Origin of the sequence: Sphingomonas folli (assembly GCF_019429525.1) — a bacterium.
In the GTDB taxonomy this organism is placed as follows: Bacteria; Pseudomonadota; Alphaproteobacteria; order Sphingomonadales; family Sphingomonadaceae; genus Sphingomonas; species Sphingomonas folii.
The window spans coordinates 213,144-231,042 of record NZ_JAHXZL010000005.1 but is presented as its reverse complement, the minus strand read 5'-3'; the positions used below and the strand labels follow the sequence as shown (position 1 = coordinate 231,042).

The 17,899-nt window shown below is 71.7% G+C and carries 19 protein-coding genes; 14 read left to right on the top strand and 5 right to left on the bottom strand.

From position 1 onward, the window contains the following. Positions 1-27: 27 nt before the first annotated feature. The 4 genes from KZ813_RS09750 (at position 28) to KZ813_RS09735 (ending at position 3,427) form a co-directional block, all read left to right on the top strand. Complete coding sequence (locus tag KZ813_RS09750) at positions 28-978, top strand: Mrp/NBP35 family ATP-binding protein (RefSeq protein WP_373369268.1); 951 nt, start codon at positions 28-30, stop codon at positions 976-978. Between the two features lie 169 nt (positions 979-1,147). Beyond that, entirely contained in the window at positions 1,148-1,594 is a 447-nt protein-coding gene (locus tag KZ813_RS09745) for a CoA-binding protein (RefSeq protein WP_219754785.1), read from the top strand. A gap of 59 nt (positions 1,595-1,653) precedes the next feature. Further along, positions 1,654-1,920, top strand: coding sequence for a hypothetical protein (locus KZ813_RS09740; RefSeq protein ID WP_219754784.1), 267 nt, complete (start codon positions 1,654-1,656; stop codon positions 1,918-1,920). Between the two features lie 106 nt (positions 1,921-2,026). Continuing rightward, entirely contained in the window at positions 2,027-3,427 is a 1,401-nt protein-coding gene (locus KZ813_RS09735; RefSeq protein ID WP_219754783.1) for an amino acid permease, read from the top strand. Positions 3,428-3,629: 202 nt separating this feature from the next. On the opposite strand, the gene KZ813_RS09730 is transcribed toward KZ813_RS09735, so the two are convergent. From KZ813_RS09730 to acnA, 3 genes are all read right to left on the bottom strand, one after another. Beyond that, positions 3,630-4,175, bottom strand: coding sequence for a DUF4142 domain-containing protein (locus KZ813_RS09730; RefSeq protein ID WP_219754782.1), 546 nt, complete (start codon positions 4,173-4,175; stop codon positions 3,630-3,632). 80 nt (positions 4,176-4,255) lie between these two features. Beyond that, a complete protein-coding gene (locus tag KZ813_RS09725; protein WP_219754781.1) occupies positions 4,256-5,524 on the bottom strand; it encodes an MFS transporter in 1,269 nt (422 codons plus the stop codon). 353 nt (positions 5,525-5,877) lie between these two features. Next, positions 5,878-8,565 carry an aconitate hydratase AcnA gene (gene acnA, locus KZ813_RS09720; RefSeq protein WP_219754780.1) on the bottom strand — a complete coding sequence of 896 codons (2,688 nt, stop codon included), beginning with the start codon at positions 8,563-8,565 and terminating at the stop codon, positions 5,878-5,880. 190 nt (positions 8,566-8,755) lie between these two features. Here acnA and KZ813_RS09715 point away from each other — a divergent pair, with 190 nt between their 5' ends. The 6 genes from KZ813_RS09715 to queA all read left to right on the top strand — a co-directional run bounded on the left by KZ813_RS09715 (position 8,756) and on the right by queA (position 13,374). Further along, positions 8,756-9,319, top strand: a complete 564-nt coding sequence (locus tag KZ813_RS09715; RefSeq protein WP_219754779.1) for a hypothetical protein — start codon at positions 8,756-8,758, stop codon at positions 9,317-9,319. 368 nt (positions 9,320-9,687) lie between these two features. Continuing rightward, on the top strand, positions 9,688-9,927 hold the full coding sequence (locus KZ813_RS09710) for an exodeoxyribonuclease VII small subunit (protein ID WP_183942527.1): 240 nt from the start codon (positions 9,688-9,690) through the stop codon (positions 9,925-9,927). Beyond that, positions 9,924-10,832 (top strand): polyprenyl synthetase family protein, encoded by a 909-nt coding sequence (locus KZ813_RS09705; RefSeq protein WP_219754778.1) that lies wholly within the window; start codon positions 9,924-9,926, stop codon positions 10,830-10,832. The genes KZ813_RS09710 and KZ813_RS09705 overlap by 4 nt, the downstream gene beginning before the upstream one ends. 5 nt (positions 10,833-10,837) lie before the next feature. Further along, the gene (coaD, locus tag KZ813_RS09700; protein WP_219754777.1) at positions 10,838-11,344 is read left to right on the top strand and encodes a pantetheine-phosphate adenylyltransferase; all 507 of its coding nucleotides are present in this window, start codon (positions 10,838-10,840) and stop codon (positions 11,342-11,344) included. Positions 11,345-11,624: 280 nt separating this feature from the next. Beyond that, positions 11,625-12,329 carry a peptidylprolyl isomerase gene (locus KZ813_RS09695; RefSeq protein WP_219754776.1) on the top strand — a complete coding sequence of 235 codons (705 nt, stop codon included), beginning with the start codon at positions 11,625-11,627 and terminating at the stop codon, positions 12,327-12,329. Positions 12,330-12,348: 19 nt separating this feature from the next. After that, entirely contained in the window at positions 12,349-13,374 is a 1,026-nt protein-coding gene (gene queA, locus KZ813_RS09690) for a tRNA preQ1(34) S-adenosylmethionine ribosyltransferase-isomerase QueA (RefSeq protein ID WP_219754775.1), read from the top strand. A gap of 655 nt (positions 13,375-14,029) precedes the next feature. Here queA and KZ813_RS09685 read toward each other — a convergent pair. Together KZ813_RS09685 and KZ813_RS09680 are read right to left on the bottom strand one after the other, a co-directional pair. Next, the gene (locus tag KZ813_RS09685; protein ID WP_219754774.1) at positions 14,030-16,306 is read right to left on the bottom strand and encodes an NADP-dependent malic enzyme; all 2,277 of its coding nucleotides are present in this window, start codon (positions 16,304-16,306) and stop codon (positions 14,030-14,032) included. A 41-nt stretch (positions 16,307-16,347) separates the two neighbouring features. Beyond that, entirely contained in the window at positions 16,348-16,824 is a 477-nt protein-coding gene (locus KZ813_RS09680; protein WP_219754773.1) for a methylated-DNA--[protein]-cysteine S-methyltransferase, read from the bottom strand. Positions 16,825-16,920: 96 nt separating this feature from the next. Between KZ813_RS09680 and KZ813_RS09675 the strand changes: the two genes are divergently transcribed. Genes KZ813_RS09675 through KZ813_RS09660 form a run of 4 tightly spaced genes read left to right on the top strand, consistent with a single transcriptional unit; the run spans position 16,921 to position 17,885 of the window. After that, on the top strand, positions 16,921-17,109 hold the full coding sequence (locus KZ813_RS09675; protein WP_219754772.1) for a hypothetical protein: 189 nt from the start codon (positions 16,921-16,923) through the stop codon (positions 17,107-17,109). After that, entirely contained in the window at positions 17,102-17,374 is a 273-nt protein-coding gene (locus KZ813_RS09670; protein WP_219754771.1) for a type II toxin-antitoxin system RelE/ParE family toxin, read from the top strand. The genes KZ813_RS09675 and KZ813_RS09670 overlap by 8 nt, the downstream gene beginning before the upstream one ends. 57 nt (positions 17,375-17,431) lie before the next feature. After that, the gene (locus KZ813_RS09665; protein ID WP_219754770.1) at positions 17,432-17,614 is read left to right on the top strand and encodes a hypothetical protein; all 183 of its coding nucleotides are present in this window, start codon (positions 17,432-17,434) and stop codon (positions 17,612-17,614) included. 19 nt (positions 17,615-17,633) lie between these two features. After that, positions 17,634-17,885: a hypothetical protein gene (locus KZ813_RS09660; RefSeq protein ID WP_219754769.1), complete on the top strand. Its 252-nt coding sequence runs from the start codon at positions 17,634-17,636 to the stop codon at positions 17,883-17,885. The last annotated feature ends 14 nt before the right edge of the window (positions 17,886-17,899 follow it).

The window sequence follows — 17,899 nt, the reverse complement described above, 5'->3', positions numbered from 1 at the left end:
AAGCCGCGACGCGAGGCGTAACGGATCATGTCCATGGACGAGAATGACGTGAGGCAGGCGGTCCGCGCCGTCGCGGGCGAGCGCGCGACCGTGCGCGTCGAGGGGCAGCGGATCGGCGTGGTGATCGACGCCAGCGGGCTCGACGCGCCCGCGCGCGACGCGCTGGAGGCGGCGGTGCGGATGGCGGCGGCGCGGCCGGGCCATGACGTGCGCACCGTCGTCACGGCCGAGCGCGCGCGGCGCCGGCTGATCGCCGTGGCGAGCGGCAAGGGCGGGGTCGGCAAGTCGACGCTCTCGGCCAATCTCGCGATCGCGCTGGCCCGCGGCGGGCGCCGGACGGGGCTGGTCGACGCCGACATCTACGGCCCGTCGCAGCCCCGGCTGATGGCGGTGGAGGGCACCCGGCCGGAGGCGCGCGACAAGGTGCTGCTGCCGGTGGCGACGCCCTACGGCGTGCCGCTGCTGTCGATGGGGCAGCTGGTCGAGCCCGGCCGCGCGATCGCGTGGCGCGGGCCGATGACCGCGGGCGCGCTGGGGCAGCTGATCGACGCCGACTGGGGGCTGACCGACACGCTCGTGGTCGACCTGCCGCCGGGGACGGGCGACGTCCAGCTCACCATGGTGCAGAAGCATCGCCCCGCCGGCGCGGTGATCGTCTCGACCCCGCAGGACCTCGCGCTGATCGACGCGCGGCGCGCGATCGACCTGTTCCAGAAGGCGGGCGTGCCGATCATCGGGTTGGTGGAGAACATGGCGGGCTATATCTGCCCGCACTGCGGCGAGGTGTCCGACCCGTTCGGCCGCGGCGGCGCCGAGGCGGCGGCGCGCGAGGCGGGCATCGCCTTCCTCGGTCGCGTGCCGCTCGACCTGGCGATCCGGATCGCCTCGGACGCGGGCGAGCCCCCGGCGGCGCGCGACGACGACCGCGTCTTCGCGCCGATCGCGGCGCAGGTCGCGGCGTGGCTCGCGGCGAACTGAGGGAGGTAGGCTCCCGCGGACGCGGGAGCCCAGGTCACTGGATGTAGCGTCTGTTACGCTCGGTTCCTGCGCGCGCGGGAACTACGGCGCCGGCCTGCGCAACCGTCAGGGTAACCGCTCGTTCGTCCCGACAGAGGCGCCACGGGCGCCGCGACCGAGGAGAGCGCCGATGCCGCTGACCGCCGACGACGATATCCGCGAGCTGCTCGAGGAGACCCGCACGATCGCGCTGGTGGGCGCGTCCGACCGCCCAGACCGGCCCTCGAACGGCGTGATGAAGACGCTGCAGGCGCACGGCTATCGCGTCATACCGGTCAACCCGCAGCTCACCGGCGAGCATATCCACGGCGAGTTCGTCTTCCGCGAGCTCGCGCAGCTGGGTGACCCGATCGACATGGTCGACATCTTCCGCCGCTCCTCGGCCGCGGGTGAGGCGGTCGACCAGGCGATCGCGATCGGCGCCAAGTCGGTGTGGCTCCAGCTCGGCGTGATCGACGAGGCCGCCGCGGCGCGCGCCGAGGCGGCCGGGCTCAAGGTGGTGATGGACCGCTGCCCCGCGATCGAGCTGCCGCGGCTCGGGGTCGCGCGGCTAGGCGGGCCCGCCGCGCAGGACTAGGCTGGCGTACCGCGACTCGGGCGCCGACCCGCGGCGGCGCGTGAGAAGGGGAATAGCGGATGATCGCGTTGCTCCTGCTGCTGCCCGCCCCGCAGGCGGTCGAAGCCGCGCCACCCACGTTGCTCAGCATGGCGCGCGACCGGCTCTCCGCCGGCCCCGCCGACCCGGTCGACCCCGCCGCGCGCTTCCGCGTCCAGGCTGACGCCAGCGTCGAGGACGGCAAGGCGCGCGCGCTCAACACCACCGGCGGCCAGTGCCAGGTGGTCGGCGCGCGCCTGTGCACGCGCAGCCCGCGCACCTGGCTCAAGGCGCCGCTGGGGCAGTGAGGCGCCGCACCGGGTCGCCGGCCGGCTGGCGCCCGGCGACCGCGAGCGCGACCCTTCCCTCCTCGTCGTCGCGTCTGTTACGACCGCCGGACGAGAGGGAGAGTCCATGTCCACATTGTTCCGGCGCAAGCCGGTCGCGATCGATCACCGCGGCGGCACCGTGCTCGCGCGCACCTTGTCCTGGCCGCACCTCGTCGCGCTCGGGGTCGGCGCGATCGTCGGCACCGGCATCCTGACGCTGATCGGCGTCGGCGCCGAGCGCGCCGGGCCGGCGGTGATCCTCTCCTTCGTCATCGCCGGCGCGATCTGCGCCTGCGCCGCGCTGGCCTATGCCGAGATGGCGACGATGATCCCCGCCTCGGGGAGCGCCTATACCTACAGCTATGTCGTGCTGGGCGAGGTGATCGCCTGGGTGATCGGCTGGTCGCTGATCCTCGAATATTCCCTCGTGGTGTCGACCGTCGCGGTGGGCTGGTCGGGCTATGCCTCGGCGCTGCTCACCCCGCTCGGCTTCCCCGCCGCGCTGACGCAGGGGCCGGCGCTGGGCGGCGTCGTCAACCTGCCCGCGGTGTTCATCATCGCGGTGGTCGCCGCCTTGCTCTCGCTCGGCACCAAGGAGAGCGCGACGCTCAACGCGGTGCTGGTCGCGATCAAGCTGGTCGCGCTCGCGGTGTTCGTCGCGGTGGCGGTGCCGCATTTCGACTCGGCCAACCTGCACCCGTTCATGCCCTACGGCTTCGCCAAGTCGGTGAGCGCGGACGGCGGCGAGCGCGGCGTGATGGCGGCGGCGGCGATCATCTTCTTCGCCTTCTACGGCTTCGACGCCATCTCCACCGCGGCGGAGGAGACCAAGGATCCCGGCCGGGACCTGTCGATCGGCATCGTCGGCTCGATGCTGGCGTGCGTGGTGATCTACATGGGCGTGGCGGTCGCGGCGGTGGGGGCGCTCCACTTCTCGCGCTTCGCCGACTCACCCGAGCCGCTCGCGCTGATCCTGCGCGGCATCGGCCGCCCCGGCTTCGCCACCTTCCTCGCCGCCAGCGCGGTGATCGCGCTGCCGACGGTGCTGCTCGGTTTCCTGTTCGGGCAGAGCCGTATCTTCTTCGTGATGGCGCGCGACGGGCTGCTGCCGCAGGCGCTCGCCAAGGTGTCGAGGCGCGGCACGCCGGTGCGGATCACGCTGCTCACCGCGGTGCTGGTCGCGGTGATCGCGGGCGTGATGCCGATCGACGCGATCGCCGCGCTCGCCAACGCTGGCACGCTGGCGGCGTTCGTCGCGGTGTGCGTGTGCATGCTGGTGATGCGCCGCCGCGCGCCCGAGGCGGAGCGGACGTTCCGCACCCCCGCCGCGCCGCTGGTCGGCGCCATCGGGGTGCTGGGCTGCGCCTATCTGTTCCTCAGCCTGCCGCAGCGGACGCAGCTCTACTTCCTGCTGTGGAACCTGCTCGGGCTGGCGGTCTACCTGCTGTGGGGCCGCCACCGCGCGGCGATCGCGGCGGCGGCGTAGAGGGGCTCACGCGAAGACGCGAGCGCGCGAGGTAGAAGGGGTGCACGCCGAGGCGCGGAGGCGCGGAGGTGTCGCGGTTCTGGGCGCGTCAGCGCCTTTCACATGCCTGATGAACAGGCGCCGCGCGCCGGTCTGACCTCCTCCGTGTCGTCGCGCCGTCGCGTCAATCACCCTCCTTCGCGTCCTGGCGTGACCCCATCCTTCACATCCCCGCGGCGCCCGAGCCGCCCTGCAGCTTGGTCGCCTCCGCGAGATGGCGCTTCACGATCGCCACCGCCGCTTTGGCCGAGGCCTTCAGCGGCGCCTTGTCGCCGCCCGAGGCGTAGCTCTGGTTGAGGTCGAGCGCCGCCTGGTGCGCGGGCACCTGCTGGCCGAGGTACAGGCGGTCGAAATCCGCCCCCGACGCGCTCTGGAGCTCGTTGATCGAGGCGGTCGCCCCGGCGTCGAGCGCGGGCGGCGCGGGGTTCAGCCCGGCCTTCTGCGCCGCCTTCACCGTCGCCGCGGTGGTCTTCTGGTGATGGTCGATCATCATCTGGGCGAACTTCTTCACCGCGGGGTTCTGCGATCGCTGCAGCGCGACCTGGCTGGCGTTGATCTCGTAGAGGTCGCTCATGCCCGCGGCGGTGACATAGGCGTCGGCCATGGTCTTCGCCTCGGCGGGCGGGGGCGGCGGCGGGGTCTGCGCGGCGGCGACGAGCGGCGCGGCGGACAACACCGCGCCGATCAGCAGGTGGAGGGGGCGGTTCATGGCAATGCTCCTCGTCGATGTCTCGCCAGAGCGGCGGGGAGCAAGCAAGGTTCCGTTACAATACAGTAACTTGCTTTCGATCAGCCGGTTCGGTCGCGGGTCTCGGGCATGGCCAGCGCGTAGAGCAGCAGCCCGCCCCCCGCGATCGCCGCGAGCGTGAGGAAGGTCGGCGTGTAGCCCGCGCCGACGATGATCGTCCCCGCCAGCGTCGCGCTCAGCGCCGCGCCGAGCCCCTGCGCGGTCGCCACCGCGCCCTGCGCGACGTTGAAGCGCCCGCTGCCGCGCGTCAGGTCCGCGATCACCACCGGGAACAATGCGCCGAAGATGCCGGCGCCGACGCCGTCGAGCGCCTGCACCGCCACCAGCCACCACGGGTCGCGCGACACGGTGTACAGCGCGCCGCGCGCGCCCAGCACCGCGAAGGCCGCGAGGAACAGCGGCTTGCTTCCCCAGGAATCGGCCTTGCGCCCGACCAGCAGCGCCATCGGCACCATCACCAGCTGCGCCGCGACGATGCAGGCGGCGGTGAGCGAGGTCGCCTGGTCCTTCCCCACGGTGCGCGCGAGCAGCTGGCTCACCGAGGTCAGCATTGCCGCGTTGGCGAGGTGGAACAGGAAGGCGAGCGCGGCGAATAGCAGCAGCGCCTTCTGCTCGAGCAGCACGCGCCAGCCGGGCGCGGGGTCGCACTCGGCCTCGCCCTCGTCGGGCGCGCAGTCGAGACCGCGCGCGACCTCATCGTCGATCTGGCGCGAGTCGATCCGCAGCGCGGCGAAGACGCTCGCCACGGTCAATCCCGCCATCAGGTAGAAGACCACCACGGGCCCGAACCGCCACGCCAGCACCCCGGCCAGCGCGGCCGAGACCGCGTTGCCGGCGTGGTTGAACGCCTCGTTGCGCCCGACCCGCGCGGAGAAGGCGCGCGCGCCGAACAGCCCCAGCGTGATCGCCGCGATCGCCGGCGCGAACAGCGCGCCCGCCGCGGCGGCGAGCGACTGGGTGACGACGACCGGGCCGAAGCCGCTGACGAAGGGCAGCGACACGCCGCCGAGCGTCACTACCAGCGCGGCGGCGATGACGATCGCGGGCTTGCGCGTCGACCGGTCGATCATCCAGCCCGCCGGGGTCTGCGCGAGCAGGCCGACGATGCCCGCGATGGTGAGGACCAGCCCGGCGGTGGCCTCGTTCCAGCCGTGCGTCGGACCGCGCACCGCGACGAGGTAGATGGCGAGATACGGGCCGAGCCCGTCGCGCACGTCGGCGAGGAAGAAGTTGAGCGCGTCGAGCGCGCGTCCGGGCGGGTGCGGCGCGGCGTCTGGCGGTGCCGGGCGGGTGGGGGCGAGCGTGGCCATTCGATCCGGGCTCCGCGGGAGGGTTCGCGGGCAACGTTCCGTCACGAGGCGCGATCCGGGAGCGGCCGGGCTTGCGTTAGGTTAGGGGAGGGAAGTGGTTGAGAAGTCGGAGCAAGTATTTTTGTGAGCAGATCCTCCCCGCGCGCGGGGAGGGGGACCGCTCGCGAAGCGAGTGGTGGAGGGGGTTCTCCACGGAGCGCAGCGTCTGCGGCGAGCCACCTCCACCAGCCTGCGGCTGGTCCCCCTCCCCGTGCCGGGGAGGATTTAGCGCCGCGGCCAACCGCATCCCCGAAGAAAAAGGGAGGGCCCCTCGCGGAACCCTCCCCCTCTCATCCCGTCGCTGACGCCTCGCCTCAGGCGGCGAGCTTGCGCAGCACGTACTGGAGGATGCCGCCGTTGAGGAAATATTCCAGCTCGTTGACGGTATCGATTCGGCAGCGAGTCGCGAACGTCTCGGTCGAGCCGTCGGCGCGCTTCAGCGTCACGGTGACGTTCTGGCGCGGGCGCAGCCCCGCCACGTTCTCGATCGTGAACGTCTCGTCGCCGGTCAGCCCGAGCGACTGACGCGACACGCCCTCGGCGAACTGCAGCGGCAGCACGCCCATGCCGACCAGGTTGGAGCGGTGGATGCGCTCGAAGCTCTCCGCGATCACCGCGCGCACGCCGAGCAGGTTGGTGCCCTTCGCTGCCCAGTCGCGCGACGAGCCCGTGCCATATTCCTTGCCCGCGACCACGACCAGCGGCGTGCCGTCGGCCTTGTGGCGCATCGCCGCGTCGTAGATCGGCATGACCTGCCCGTCGTAGCGGCTCATCCCGCCCTCGATGCCGGGCACCATCTCGTTCTTGATGCGGATGTTGGCGAAGGTGCCGCGCATCATCACCTCGTGGTGCCCGCGGCGCGCGCCGTAGCTGTTGAAGTCCTGGCGCGAGACCTGGTGCTCCTGCAGCCACGTCCCCGCCGGGCTGTCGGCCTTGATCGAGCCGGCCGGCGAGATGTGGTCGGTGGTGATCGAGTCACCCAGGATCGCCAGCGGCTTGGCATCGACGATGTCGGTCGTCGGCTTGGGCGTCATCTCCATGCCCTCGAAATAGGGCGGGTTGGCGACATAGGTCGAGCCGGCGCGCCAGCCGTAGGTGTCCGAGCCGGTGACGTCGATCGCCTGCCACTTGTTGTCGCCGGCGTAGACGTTGCCGTAGCGCGCGCGGAACATGCCGTCGTCGATGTTGGCCGCCATCAGCTCGGCGACCTCCTGGTTGGTCGGCCAGATGTCGCGCAGATAGACGTCGCCGCCGTCGGTGCCCTGGCCGATCGGCGTCTCGTTCATGTCGGTCGTCACCGTGCCCTTGAGCGCGTAGGCGACCACCAGCGGCGGCGAGGCGAGGAAGTTGGCGCGCACGTCGGGCGAGACGCGGCCCTCGAAGTTGCGGTTGCCCGACAGCACCGAGGCGGCGACCAGGTCGTTCTCGTTGATCGCCTTGCTGATCGGCGCGGCGAGCGGGCCCGAGTTGCCGATGCAGGTGGTGCAGCCGTAGCCGACCAGGTTGAAGCCGATCGCGTCGAGATCCTCCGACAGGCCGGCCTTGTCGAGATAGTCGGTGACCACCTGCGAGCCGGGCGCGAGGCTGGTCTTGACCCAGGGCTTGGGCGTCAGGCCGCGCGCGCGCGCCTTGCGCGCCACCAGCCCGGCGGCGACCAGCACCGAGGGATTGGAGGTGTTGGTGCAGCTGGTGATCGCCGCGATCACCACGTCGCCGTCGCCGATGTCATGGCCGCGATCGTCGACCGCGACGCGCGCCGGCTTCTCCTTGTGGTAGAGCTTGAACAGGTCGCCGTTGAACACCTCGTCGACGGTGTCGAGGCTGACCTTGTCCTGCGGGCGCTTCGGGCCGGCGAGCGACGGCACCACGGTGCCCATGTCGAGCTCGAGCGTGTCGGTGAAGACGGGATCGGGGCTGTCGGCGTAGCGCCACATGCCCTGCGCCTTGGCGTAGGCCTCGACCAGCGCGATCACCTCGTCGGGGCGGCCGGTCAGGCGCATATAGTCCATCGTCTTGTCGTCGACCGGGAAGAAGCCGCAGGTCGCGCCATATTCGGGCGCCATGTTGGCGATCGTGGCGCGGTCGGCGAGCGTCATCTGGTCGAGCCCGGGGCCGTAGAACTCGACGAAGCGGCCGACCACGCCCTTGGCGCGCAGCATCTGCGTCACCGTCAGCACCAGGTCGGTCGCGGTGATGCCCTCGCGCAGGGAGCCGGTCAGCTTGAAGCCGACCACCTCGGGGATCAGCATCGAGACCGGCTGGCCGAGCATCGCCGCCTCGGCCTCGATCCCGCCGACGCCCCAGCCGAGCACGCCCAGGCCGTTGATCATCGTGGTGTGGCTGTCGGTGCCCACCAAAGTGTCGGGATAGGCGATCGTCGCACCGCCCTTGGCGTGGTCACCCGTCTCCTCCGAGGCCCACACGGCGTGGCCGATATACTCGAGGTTCACCTGGTGGCAGATGCCGGTGCCCGGCGGCACCACCTTGAAATTGTCGAGCGCCTTGGAGCCCCATTTCAGGAACTCGTAGCGCTCGGCGTTGCGCGCATATTCCAGGTCGACGTTCTCCTCGAACGCCTTGGGCGTGCCGAACTCGTCGACCATCACCGAATGGTCGATCACGAGATGGACCGGCACCTGCGGGTTGATCTTGGCGGCGTCGCCGCCGAGCTTGGTGATCGCGTCACGCATCGCGGCGAGGTCGACCACGCAGGGTACGCCGGTGAAGTCCTGCATCAGCACGCGCGCGGGGCGATACTGGATCTCGCGGTCGCTGCGGCGCTCCTGCTGCCAGTCGACGATCGCCTTCACGTCCGCCTCGGTCACGGTCACGCCGTCCTCGAAGCGCAGCATGTTCTCCAGCAGCACCTTCATCGAGAAGGGCAGGCGCGAGATGTCGCCGAACTTCGCTTCCGCGGTCTTCAGCGCGAAATAGTCGTAGGTCTTGCCCCCGGCCGTCAGCGTGGTGCGGGCGTTGAGCGTATCGTGGCCGATGGCCGTCATGGGCAGCTGTCCTTCCTCGTGGGAGCCTCGCGCCCGCGTCGATGCGGCACGGCCGCGTGCGCGCGGGGGCGGGCGAAACTCTCGATCGCCGCGGGCGATAGCAGCGGGGGACCGGGCGGGGAAGGGTGGAACGGCACGGCAACGTAAGCGATTGTGGCCGCGGGGGGCGGTCACGCCCGGGAGGCGAGGGATGGCGCGCAAGCTAAAGGTGTTCCGCACGCCCGCCGGGTTCCACGACGCCTATGTCGCGGCACCGAGTCGCAGAGCCGCGCTGGTCGCCTGGGGCGCCGACGCCGACCTGTTCGCGCGCGGCGTGGCGGAGGAGGTGACCGACGCGGCGCTGATGGAGGAGCCGCTGGCGCACCCGGGCGAGGTGGTGCGCCGCTCGCGCGGCAGCGCGGCGGAGCAGCTCGCGGCGCTGCCGCCGGATCGACCCAAGCGCGCGCGGGCGGCGGCGGCGGCGGAGGAGGAGGGGCCGCCGCGGCGGGGGCGGGCGGCGCGCGCGAAGGCCGCGACCAAGCCGCCCGCGCCGCGCCCGAGCCGCGCCGATCTGGAGGCGGCCGAGGCGGCGCTGGAGCAGGAGGACGCGCGCCGCCGCGCCGAGGAGAAGGCGCTGGCCGAGCGCCAGGCCGCGCTCGACCGCGAGCGCCGCGAGGCGGGACGCCGCCACGAGCGCGAGCGCGCGAGGCTGGACGCCGCGCGCGAGCGGGCGGCGGGGGCCTATGCGGCGGCGGTGGAGGCGTGGCGGCGGTAGGGACTAGGTTGCCGGCTCGCCTTCCCGTCCGCGCTGAGGAGAGGCTGAGCTTGTCGAAGCCTCGTCTCGAAGCGCGGCCACGAGCGGGGCGCCAAGTGCTTCGAGACGGCGCTTCGACAAGCTCAGCGCCTCCTCAGCACGAACGGGGGTGAGGGAACGAACCTTCACCTTACCTCACCTCCGTCATCCTGAGCTCGTCTCAGGATCCACCGTGCCGCATATCCAGCCGCGCATGGGTGAGCGGAAGGGTGGATCCTGAGACAAGCTCAGGATGACGCAGGGATCGGAAGGTGAGCCCCGCACCCCCGCCACCCCGCCAGCACCCCCATCTTCTTGACCCGGCGCACCCCCCATCGCATAGCCGCCTGATGGAGCAGGACATCGAGACGCTGTCGTTCGAGGCCGGCCTACGCGAGCTCGAGGCGATCGTGGCCCGGCTCGAGTCGGGCGATACCCCGCTGGAGGAGGCGATCCGGCTCTACGAGCGCGGCAGCGCGCTGCGCCAGCGCTGCGCCGACCGGCTCGACGCCGCGCAGGCGCGGATCGAGGCGATCCGGCTCGGCGCCGACGGCCGCCCCGCCGCCACCGAGCCTTTCGCCGCGGGATGACCATCACCGCCACCGCGTCGCCCCGGTTGCAGGCCGCGCTCAAGGAAGTCGCGGCCGAGATGGACCGTCGCTTCGACGCGCTGCTCCCGGTGCCCGACGATCCCCGCGCCGACCTGTACCGCGCGATGCGCCACGCCACGATCGGCGGCGGCAAGCGGCTGCGCCCGCTGCTGGTGTTCGCCACCGCGCGGTTGTTCGACGTGGCGCGCGACGGTGCCGCGCGCGCCGCGGTCGCGCTCGAGGCGATCCACGCTTACTCGCTGATCCACGACGACCTGCCGGCGATGGACGACGACGACATGCGCCACGGCAAGGCCACCGTCCACAAGGCGTTCGACGAGGCGACCGCGATCCTGGCGGGCGACTGCCTCCACGCGCTCGCCTTCGAGGTGCTGGCCGACCCGGCCACCCACGCCGACCCGTTCGTCCGCGCCGAGCTGGTCGCCGACCTCGCGCGCGCCTCGGGCCCGGGCGGCATGGCGGGTGGGCAGGCGATGGACCTCAAGGCCGACGGCGCCGCCTTCGACCTCGGCACCGTCACGCGGCTCCAGCAGATGAAGACGGGCGCGCTGATCGGCGCGGCGGTGGAGGCGGGCGCGATCCTCGGCCGCGTGCCGCCCGAGGGGCGCCGCCACCTGCGCGGCTACGCGCACGACCTCGGCCTCGCCTTCCAGATCGTCGACGACCTGCTCGACGTCGAGGGCGACGAGCAGCTCGCCGGCAAGAAGCTGCGCAAGGACGGCGAGAAGGGCAAGGAGACGTTCGTCTCGCTGCTCGGCGTGGACCGCGCGCGCCAGCAGTCGCAGATGCTGGTCGACCAGGCGATCGATCACCTGCGCAGCTACGGCGACGAGGCCGAGCTGCTGCGCGCGATCGCGCGCTTCGTCACCGAGCGGCGCGGGTGAGCGGCGTGGGCGCGCGCGTCGGCGTCTACCCGGGGACGTTCGATCCCGTGACGCTCGGCCACATGGACATCATCCGCCGCGGCGCCAAGCTGGTCGACCGGCTGGTGATCGGCGTCACCACCAATCCCAGCAAGTCGCCGATGTTCAGCGTCGCCGAGCGGATGGCGATGGTGCAGCGCGAGGTCGCCGCGATCGGCGGCGAGATCCACGTGGTGGAGTTCGACTCGCTGCTGATGGACTTCGCCGAGCGCGAGGGCGCGACGATGATCGTGCGCGGGCTGCGCGCGGTCGCCGACTTCGAATATGAGTATCAGATGGCGGGGATGAATCAGCAGCTCAACGACCGGATCGAGACCGTCTTCCTGATGGCCGACGTCGGGCTGCAGCCGATCGCCTCCAAGCTGGTCAAGGAGATCGCTTTGTTCGGCGGCGACATCCGCAAGTTCGTCACCGCCGCGGTGTGCCGGGAGGTGGTCGACCGCGTGGCGCTGGTGGGGCGGCGCGGCGGGTGAGAGGCGGCGTCACGCTGCCTGACTCTCCCGCCATCCCGCTCTCTTCTCCCGTCATCCCGGACTCGGTCCGGGATCCACCGTTCCGCAAACTCACCGGCCGCGCGATATGCGGAGAGATGGATGCCGGACCAAGTCCGGGATGATGGAAGTGGGGATGACGATGGGATCGCCTCGTGCAGGCGTGGCCGCACCGCACCGCCTCCGCCATTCAGTTTGGCGCAAGCGTGAATCTGGTCTAGACGCCGCCGCTGACTCCCTCCCGACAGACCCGAAAGCACCGATGCGCCCGTCCGCCCTCCTGTCCGCCCTCTTCGCCGCCGCCGTGCTCACCGCCGCCCCCGCCGCGGCGCAGGAGCGGCTCGCGCCGCCGCCGCTGGGCGACAAGACCAACATCTGGCTGCTCGACCTCTCCACCGGCGGCCGCGTCGAGATCGCGCTGCGCCCGGACGTCGCGCCCAAGATGGTCGAGCGGATCAAGCAGCTCACCCGCCAGCATTTCTATGACGGCCTCGTGTTCCACCGCGTGATCGACGGCTTCATGGCGCAGGGCGGCGATCCCAAGGGTGACGGCACCGGCGGCAGCCAGCTGCCGGACCTGCCCGCCGAGTTCAACTATCTGCCGCACGTGCGCGGATCGGTCGCGGCCGCGCGCGCGGAGAAGGAGGATAGTGCGAACAGCCAGTTCTACATCATCTTCCAGCCGCGCTTCTCGCTCGACAAGAAGTACACCGTGTTCGGCCGCGTCACATCGGGGATGAACTACGTCGACGCGATCGAGCGCGGCGAGCCGCCGGCCAACCCGTCGCGGATCGTCCACGCCTATATCGCCTCGGACAACCCGCCGGCCTATCAGCCGCTGCCCGCCGCCGCGCCGGCCACGCTGCCGACACTGCCGGGCACCACGCCGACGCTGCCGGGGACGGCGGCGGGGGCGGCGACCACTGCCCCGGCGTCCCGCCCCAGGCCGGCGCCGCGCCGCCGCTGAGCCGGCGCGCGCGACGCCGATGAACGTCGACCTCTTCGACTTCGACCTGCCGCCCGAGCGGATCGCGCTGCGCCCGGCGAGCCCGCGCGACGCCGCGCGGCTGCTCGCGGTGCGCGGCGACGGGCTCGACGACCGCGTCGTGGCCGACCTGCCCGAGCTGCTGCGCGCGGGCGACCTGTTGGTGTTCAACGACACGCGCGTGATCCCCGCGCAGCTCGAGGGCACGCGCGGCGCGGCGCGGATCGGCGCGACGCTGCACAAGCGCGAGGGGCCGCGCCGCTGGCGCGCCTTCGTGCGCAACGCCCGGCGGCTCCGCGACGGCGACGCGATCGACTTCGGCGCGGGCGTGAGCGCCACCGCGCGCGACCGCGCGGACGACGGCAGCTGGGCGCTCGACTTCGCCGGCGACGCGCCGGTCGAGCTGCTGCTCGAGCGCGCCGGGCGGATGCCGCTGCCGCCCTATATCGCGGGCCGGCGCGCCGCCGACGCGCGCGACGCCGAGGATTACCAGACGATCTTCGCCGCCGCGCCCGGCGCGGTCGCGGCGCCGACCGCGGCGCTGCACTTCACGCCCGCGCTGCTCGAGCGGCTCGCCGCGGCGGGGGTGGAGCATGCGACGCTGACGCTCCACGTCGGCGCGGGCACGTTCCTGCCGGTCAAGGCGGAGGACACCGCCGACCACCGCATGCACGCCGAATGGGGGCGGATCGACCAGGCCACCGCCGACCGGCTCAACGCGGTGCGCGCGCGCGGCGGGCGCGTGATCGCGGTGGGCACCACCTCGCTGCGGCTGATCGAGAGCGCCGCGGGGAAGGACGGGCAGGTGCGGCCGTTCGAGGGCGACACCGCGATCTTCATCACGCCGGGCTATCGCTTCCGCGGCGTCGACGGGCTGATGACCAACTTCCACCTGCCGCGCTCGACCCTGTTCATGCTGGTCTCGGCGCTGATCGGGCTGGAGCGGATGCAGGCGGCCTACGCGCACGCGATCGCGCGAGAGTATCGCTTCTACTCGTATGGGGACGCGTCGCTGCTGCTGCCGTGAGCGTGCCGGCCGCCTCTCGCGGCGATACCTCTCGCACCTGTCGAGGTTCTGGACTGCCGCGGAGGCGCCAGGCGCGCGGTAGCGCCTCGACGCTTGCCCCTGGGCTCGGGCGCGACGTGCGTGGCCCCGCGCTCCTGCGCGCGCAGGAACACGCTGGAGCGGACGTCTCACGAGCACAGTCTGATCGGTGGCGGCGACTGTCCTACGCTGCGCGCGATGTGGCAGGAGCGTGGACGCTCTGTCTCATCGCCGGCGCGTGCGCCGGTGCCCGGTACCATGACGATCGCCGCGCGCGTCGCCGCGAACGCGCCAGCGACTCAACATTCGCAACATTCGCCGAAGGCTGCCGCGAGGGCCACGCGGGCGAAAGGAAGTGACTCCAAGCGCTTGACGCCCGTGCCGCGGCGACGACCGGGCGACGCGAATGTTGAGTCACGTTGGAGCGGCGCCGGCCGACCGCGGGCGAATGTTGAGTCATGTTGGAGCGACGTGGGGCGACGCGGCGCATACGGTGGGCCACCTGGGGCGAAGCGCGGTCACGCCATGGCACGGCGGCTCGAACCGAGGTGGCGCAGCGGCCCGCGGACAGCGGGCTCAGCCCGCGCCCGCGTCGCCACCGCCACCGCCGGCGCGACCCGCGCGCCGGCGCCGCGCCTCAGCGCGCGATGCCGCCCGCGGCGAGCACCGCCAGCGTCACCAGCTCGCTCGCGGTGGAGGTCATCGGCGCGATCTGCACGGGCTTCTCCATGCCCACCAGCATCGGCCCGATCATGTCGTCGCCGCCCAGCTCGCGCAGCAGCTTGGCCGAGATGTTGGCCGACTGCAGCCCGGGCATGACGAGGATGTTGGCCGGCCCCGACAGCCGCGCGAAGGGATAGTTGGCCAGCTGCTTCGGGTTGAGCGCGACGTCGGGCGCCATCTCGCCCTCATACTCGAAGCCGACCTGGCGCTGGTCGAGCACGTTCACCGCCTCGCGGATATTGTCGAGCCACTGGCCGGTCGGGTTGCCGAAGGTGGAATAGCTCAGGAAGGCGACGCGCGGCTCGTGCCCCATCTGCCGCGCCACGGTCGCGGTCTGCTCGGCGATGTCGGCGAGCTCCTCGGCGTTGGGGCGCTCGTTCACCGTCGTGTCGGCGATGAAGACGGTGTGCGACTGGCCCACCAGCACGTGGATGCCGAAGGCGGTGCGGCCCGGCGCCGGGTCGATCACGCGCTTGATCTCGCGCATCGACTGCGCCCAGGGGCGGGTGACGCCGGTGATCATCGCGTCGGCCTCGCCGAGCTGGAGCAGCACCGCGCCGAAGATGTTGCGGTCCTGGTTGATCATCCGCTCCACCTCGCGGCGCAGGAAGCCGCGGCGCTGGAGCCGCTGGTAGAGGAAGTCGACCATCTTGGGCACCAGCGGCGAGACGCGGCTGTTGTGCAGCTCGTACTCCTCGGGGTTGTCGATCCCGAGCGCGCGCAGATTGTCGTACACGTCCTCGCGCCCGACCAGCACGGGGATGCCGTAGCCGCCCTCCTTGAAGGCGATGGCGGCGCGCAGCACCACCTCTTCCTCGCCCTCGGCGAAGAGCACGCGCTTGGGGTTGGCCTTGGCGCCCTCGTAGGCGAGGCTCAGCACCGCGGTGGTGGGGTTGAGCCGCGCGCGCAGCGTGTCGCGATAGGCGTTCATGTCGGTGATCGGCTTGGTGGCGACGCCCGAGTCCATCGCCGCCTGCGCGACCGCGACCGACACCATCTCCATCAGCCGCGGGTCGAACGGCGCGGGGATGATATACTCCGGTCCGAAGGTGTGGCGCGTGCCATAGGCGACCGCGACCTCCTCGGGCACGCGATCGCGCGCCAGCTCGGCGATGGCGTTGGCGGCGGCGATCTTCATCTCGTCGTTGATGCCGGTGGCGCGGACGTCCAGCGCGCCGCGGAAGATGAAGGGGAAGCCCAGCACGTTGTTGACCTGGTTCGGATAGTCCGACCGGCCGGTGGCGACGATGGCGTCGGGGCGCGCCGCCTTGGCGAGCTCGGGGCGGATCTCCGGCTCGGGGTTGGCCATGGCGAAGATGATCGGCGCGGGCGCCATGTCCTTCACCATCTCGGGCTTGAGCGCGCCCGCGGCGGAGAGGCCGAGGAACACGTCGGCGCCGTGCAGCGCCTCGGTGAGGGTGCGCCGGTCGGTGTTGGCGGCGTGCGCGGACTGCCACTGGTTCACGTCGTCGCGACCCTGGTAGATCACGCCGGTGCGATCGCAGATCAGCACGTTGTCGGCGCGCACGCCCATCGCCTTGATCAGCTCGGTGCAGGCGATCGCGGCCGCGCCCGCGCCGTTGACGACGACCTTGACCGAGGACAGCTGGCGACCGGTGAGCAGGCAGGCGTTGATCAGACCGGCGGCGCAGATGATCGCGGTGCCGTGCTGGTCGTCGTGGAAGACGGGGATGTTCATCCGCTCGCGCAGCGTCTGCTCGATGATGAAACACTCGGGCGCCTTGATGTCCTCGAGGTTGATGCCGCCGAAGCTCGGCTCCATCAGCTCGACCGCGTCGATGAAGCGGTTGACGTCCTCGGTCTTCAGCTCGATGTCGATCGAGTCGACGTCGGCGAAGCGCTTGAAGAGCACCGCCTTGCCCTCCATCACCGGCTTGGAGGCGAGCGCGCCGAGATTGCCCATGCCGAGGATGGCGGTGCCGTTCGAGATCACCGCGACCAGGTTGCCCTTGGCGGTGTAATCATAGGCGGTGGCGGGATCGTCGGCGATCGCCTGCACCGGCACGGCGACCCCGGGGGAATAGGCCAGCGCCAGGTCGCGCTGCGTCGCCATCGGTTTGGACGCGACGATCTCGATCTTGCCGGGGCGCCCCTCCGAGTGGAACAGCAGGGCCTCGCGCTCGGAGAACTGGTCGTGGCGCGTCTCGGTGGCGGTGCGATCGTCGGTCATGGCCTTCCTCTAGGGAAGGCCGGGGGCTTTGGGAACCTTCGCTAGCGTCGCTCGTGCGTGAGCAGATGTTGCTTGGCGGCGAGCCCGCCGGCGAAGCCGGTGAGCGTGCCCGAGCTGCCGATGACGCGGTGGCACGGCACCACGATCGAGAGCGGGTTGCGCGCGTTGGCGGCGCCGACCGCGCGGCTGGCGGTGGGGCGGCCGATCGAGCGGGCGATCTCGCCGTAGCTGCGCGTCTCGCCGTGCGGGATGGCGGCGAGCGCGGCCCAGACCGCGCGCTGGAAGGCGCTGCCGCTGGGCGCCAGCGGCAGGTCGAAGGCGCGGCGCTCGCCGGCGAAATACTCGCCGATCTGGGTCACCGCGCCGGCGAGCACGGGATGGTCGGGGCGGTCCTCGGTCGCGGCGAGGCGGACGCGGCCGGGCGCGTCGTCGGGCCACAGGACGGCGACGAGTCCCTCGTCGCTGGCGACCAGGGTGAGCGTGCCGACGGGCGAGTCCATGGTGGTGCGGTAGAGCATGCGAGCGGTGTAGCGGGAGCGGGGAGGGGGCGCATCCCGCCGTTTGCGGTCAAAGCGGCGGTGGTGGTGTCGGGTCAGGGAGTGTAGGGAGGGCGCATGGCGCGCGAGCACGGCATCTTCGACCACGATGATGAGCTCGCGGAGGCAGCGTCGATCGCGCGCGCTCGCGCCGACGTCGCGGCCGGGCGCGTCTACCCCCACGCGATCGTCGCCGAGTGGATGGAGACCTGGGGCAAGCCGGGGCGTACCACGTTCAGGGAGTGGCTCGCGCAGCGGGATGGCTGAGGTCATCCGGTCGGCGGCTGCGCTGGCTGAGGTCGATCAGATCGTCGCCTATATCGAGCTGTTCGACCGCGCCGCGGCTGAGCGCCTGAAACAGCGCCTTCACCGCGTGGCGGACAGCCTAAGCGACTTTCCGAAACGAGGGCGACCCATGCGCGACGGCTCACGAGAGCTGGCGACGGTGCCGCCCTATCTACTGCGGTATGACGTCGCCGGCGACATGGTCTATGTCCTGTCCGTCCGCCACGGTGCACGACGTCCAAGCTGACGCCAGCCGCTCGCAGCCGACTGGCAGAGGGAAGACCGCGTGGCTATGTTCCGACAGATGACGAGTCCCGCCGTGACCGATGACCAGAGTGTCGACGAGCTGCTGCCGCAGGCGATCGCGCGCGCTCGCGCCCGCTATGCGGACGGCGTCGAGCAGCGTGTCGTCGCCTTGTGGCGCGCGAGCTGGGGCATGCCGCGGCGCCAGGCGTTCGGAGAGTGGCTCGCTGCCTCGGATGGCTAGGAATATCTGGCGCAATGCGGTGCTCGATGATCTCGACCGCTTCTTCCACTTCACCGCTCCTCATGAGGATCAGGCCGCGCGGCGGGTCGCTGAACGGCTGATCGCCCGCGGAGCGAGCCTGCGGGCTTTCCCGCGCCCCCGGCCGGGTGCCGATGGTCGTCGCGAGATGACGACCGTGCCTCCCTCTATCCTGCGCGATGAGATGAACGGGCCGCGGGTCTTCGTGCGTCCGACCCGTCACCGCGCCCGCCTCCCGGATCAGACCGCATGACCGCCCCCACGCCG

Bases quoted from the DNA above. Each gene is read 5' to 3' on its own strand.
- KZ813_RS09750 (WP_373369268.1), top strand. From the start codon at position 28: ATGTCCATGGACGAGAATGACGTGAGGCAGGCGGTCCGCGCCGTCGCG.
- KZ813_RS09730 (WP_219754782.1), bottom strand. From the start codon at position 4,175: ATGAACCGCCCCCTCCACCTGCTGATCGGCGCGGTGTTGTCCGCCGCG.
- KZ813_RS09695 (WP_219754776.1), top strand. From the start codon at position 11,625: ATGCGCCCGTCCGCCCTCCTGTCCGCCCTCTTCGCCGCCGCCGTGCTC.
- KZ813_RS09665 (WP_219754770.1), top strand. From the start codon at position 17,432: ATGACGAGTCCCGCCGTGACCGATGACCAGAGTGTCGACGAGCTGCTG.
- KZ813_RS09745 (WP_219754785.1), top strand. From the start codon at position 1,148: ATGCCGCTGACCGCCGACGACGATATCCGCGAGCTGCTCGAGGAGACC.
- KZ813_RS09675 (WP_219754772.1), top strand. From the start codon at position 16,921: ATGGCGCGCGAGCACGGCATCTTCGACCACGATGATGAGCTCGCGGAG.
- KZ813_RS09715 (WP_219754779.1), top strand. From the start codon at position 8,756: ATGGCGCGCAAGCTAAAGGTGTTCCGCACGCCCGCCGGGTTCCACGAC.
- KZ813_RS09740 (WP_219754784.1), top strand. From the start codon at position 1,654: ATGATCGCGTTGCTCCTGCTGCTGCCCGCCCCGCAGGCGGTCGAAGCC.
- KZ813_RS09725 (WP_219754781.1), bottom strand. From the start codon at position 5,524: ATGGCCACGCTCGCCCCCACCCGCCCGGCACCGCCAGACGCCGCGCCG.
- KZ813_RS09710 (WP_183942527.1), top strand. From the start codon at position 9,688: ATGGAGCAGGACATCGAGACGCTGTCGTTCGAGGCCGGCCTACGCGAG.
- queA (WP_219754775.1), top strand. From the start codon at position 12,349: ATGAACGTCGACCTCTTCGACTTCGACCTGCCGCCCGAGCGGATCGCG.
- acnA (WP_219754780.1), bottom strand. From the start codon at position 8,565: ATGACGGCCATCGGCCACGATACGCTCAACGCCCGCACCACGCTGACG.
- KZ813_RS09735 (WP_219754783.1), top strand. From the start codon at position 2,027: ATGTCCACATTGTTCCGGCGCAAGCCGGTCGCGATCGATCACCGCGGC.
- KZ813_RS09705 (WP_219754778.1), top strand. From the start codon at position 9,924: ATGACCATCACCGCCACCGCGTCGCCCCGGTTGCAGGCCGCGCTCAAG.
- KZ813_RS09680 (WP_219754773.1), bottom strand. From the start codon at position 16,824: ATGCTCTACCGCACCACCATGGACTCGCCCGTCGGCACGCTCACCCTG.
- KZ813_RS09685 (WP_219754774.1), bottom strand. From the start codon at position 16,306: ATGACCGACGATCGCACCGCCACCGAGACGCGCCACGACCAGTTCTCC.
- KZ813_RS09670 (WP_219754771.1), top strand. From the start codon at position 17,102: ATGGCTGAGGTCATCCGGTCGGCGGCTGCGCTGGCTGAGGTCGATCAG.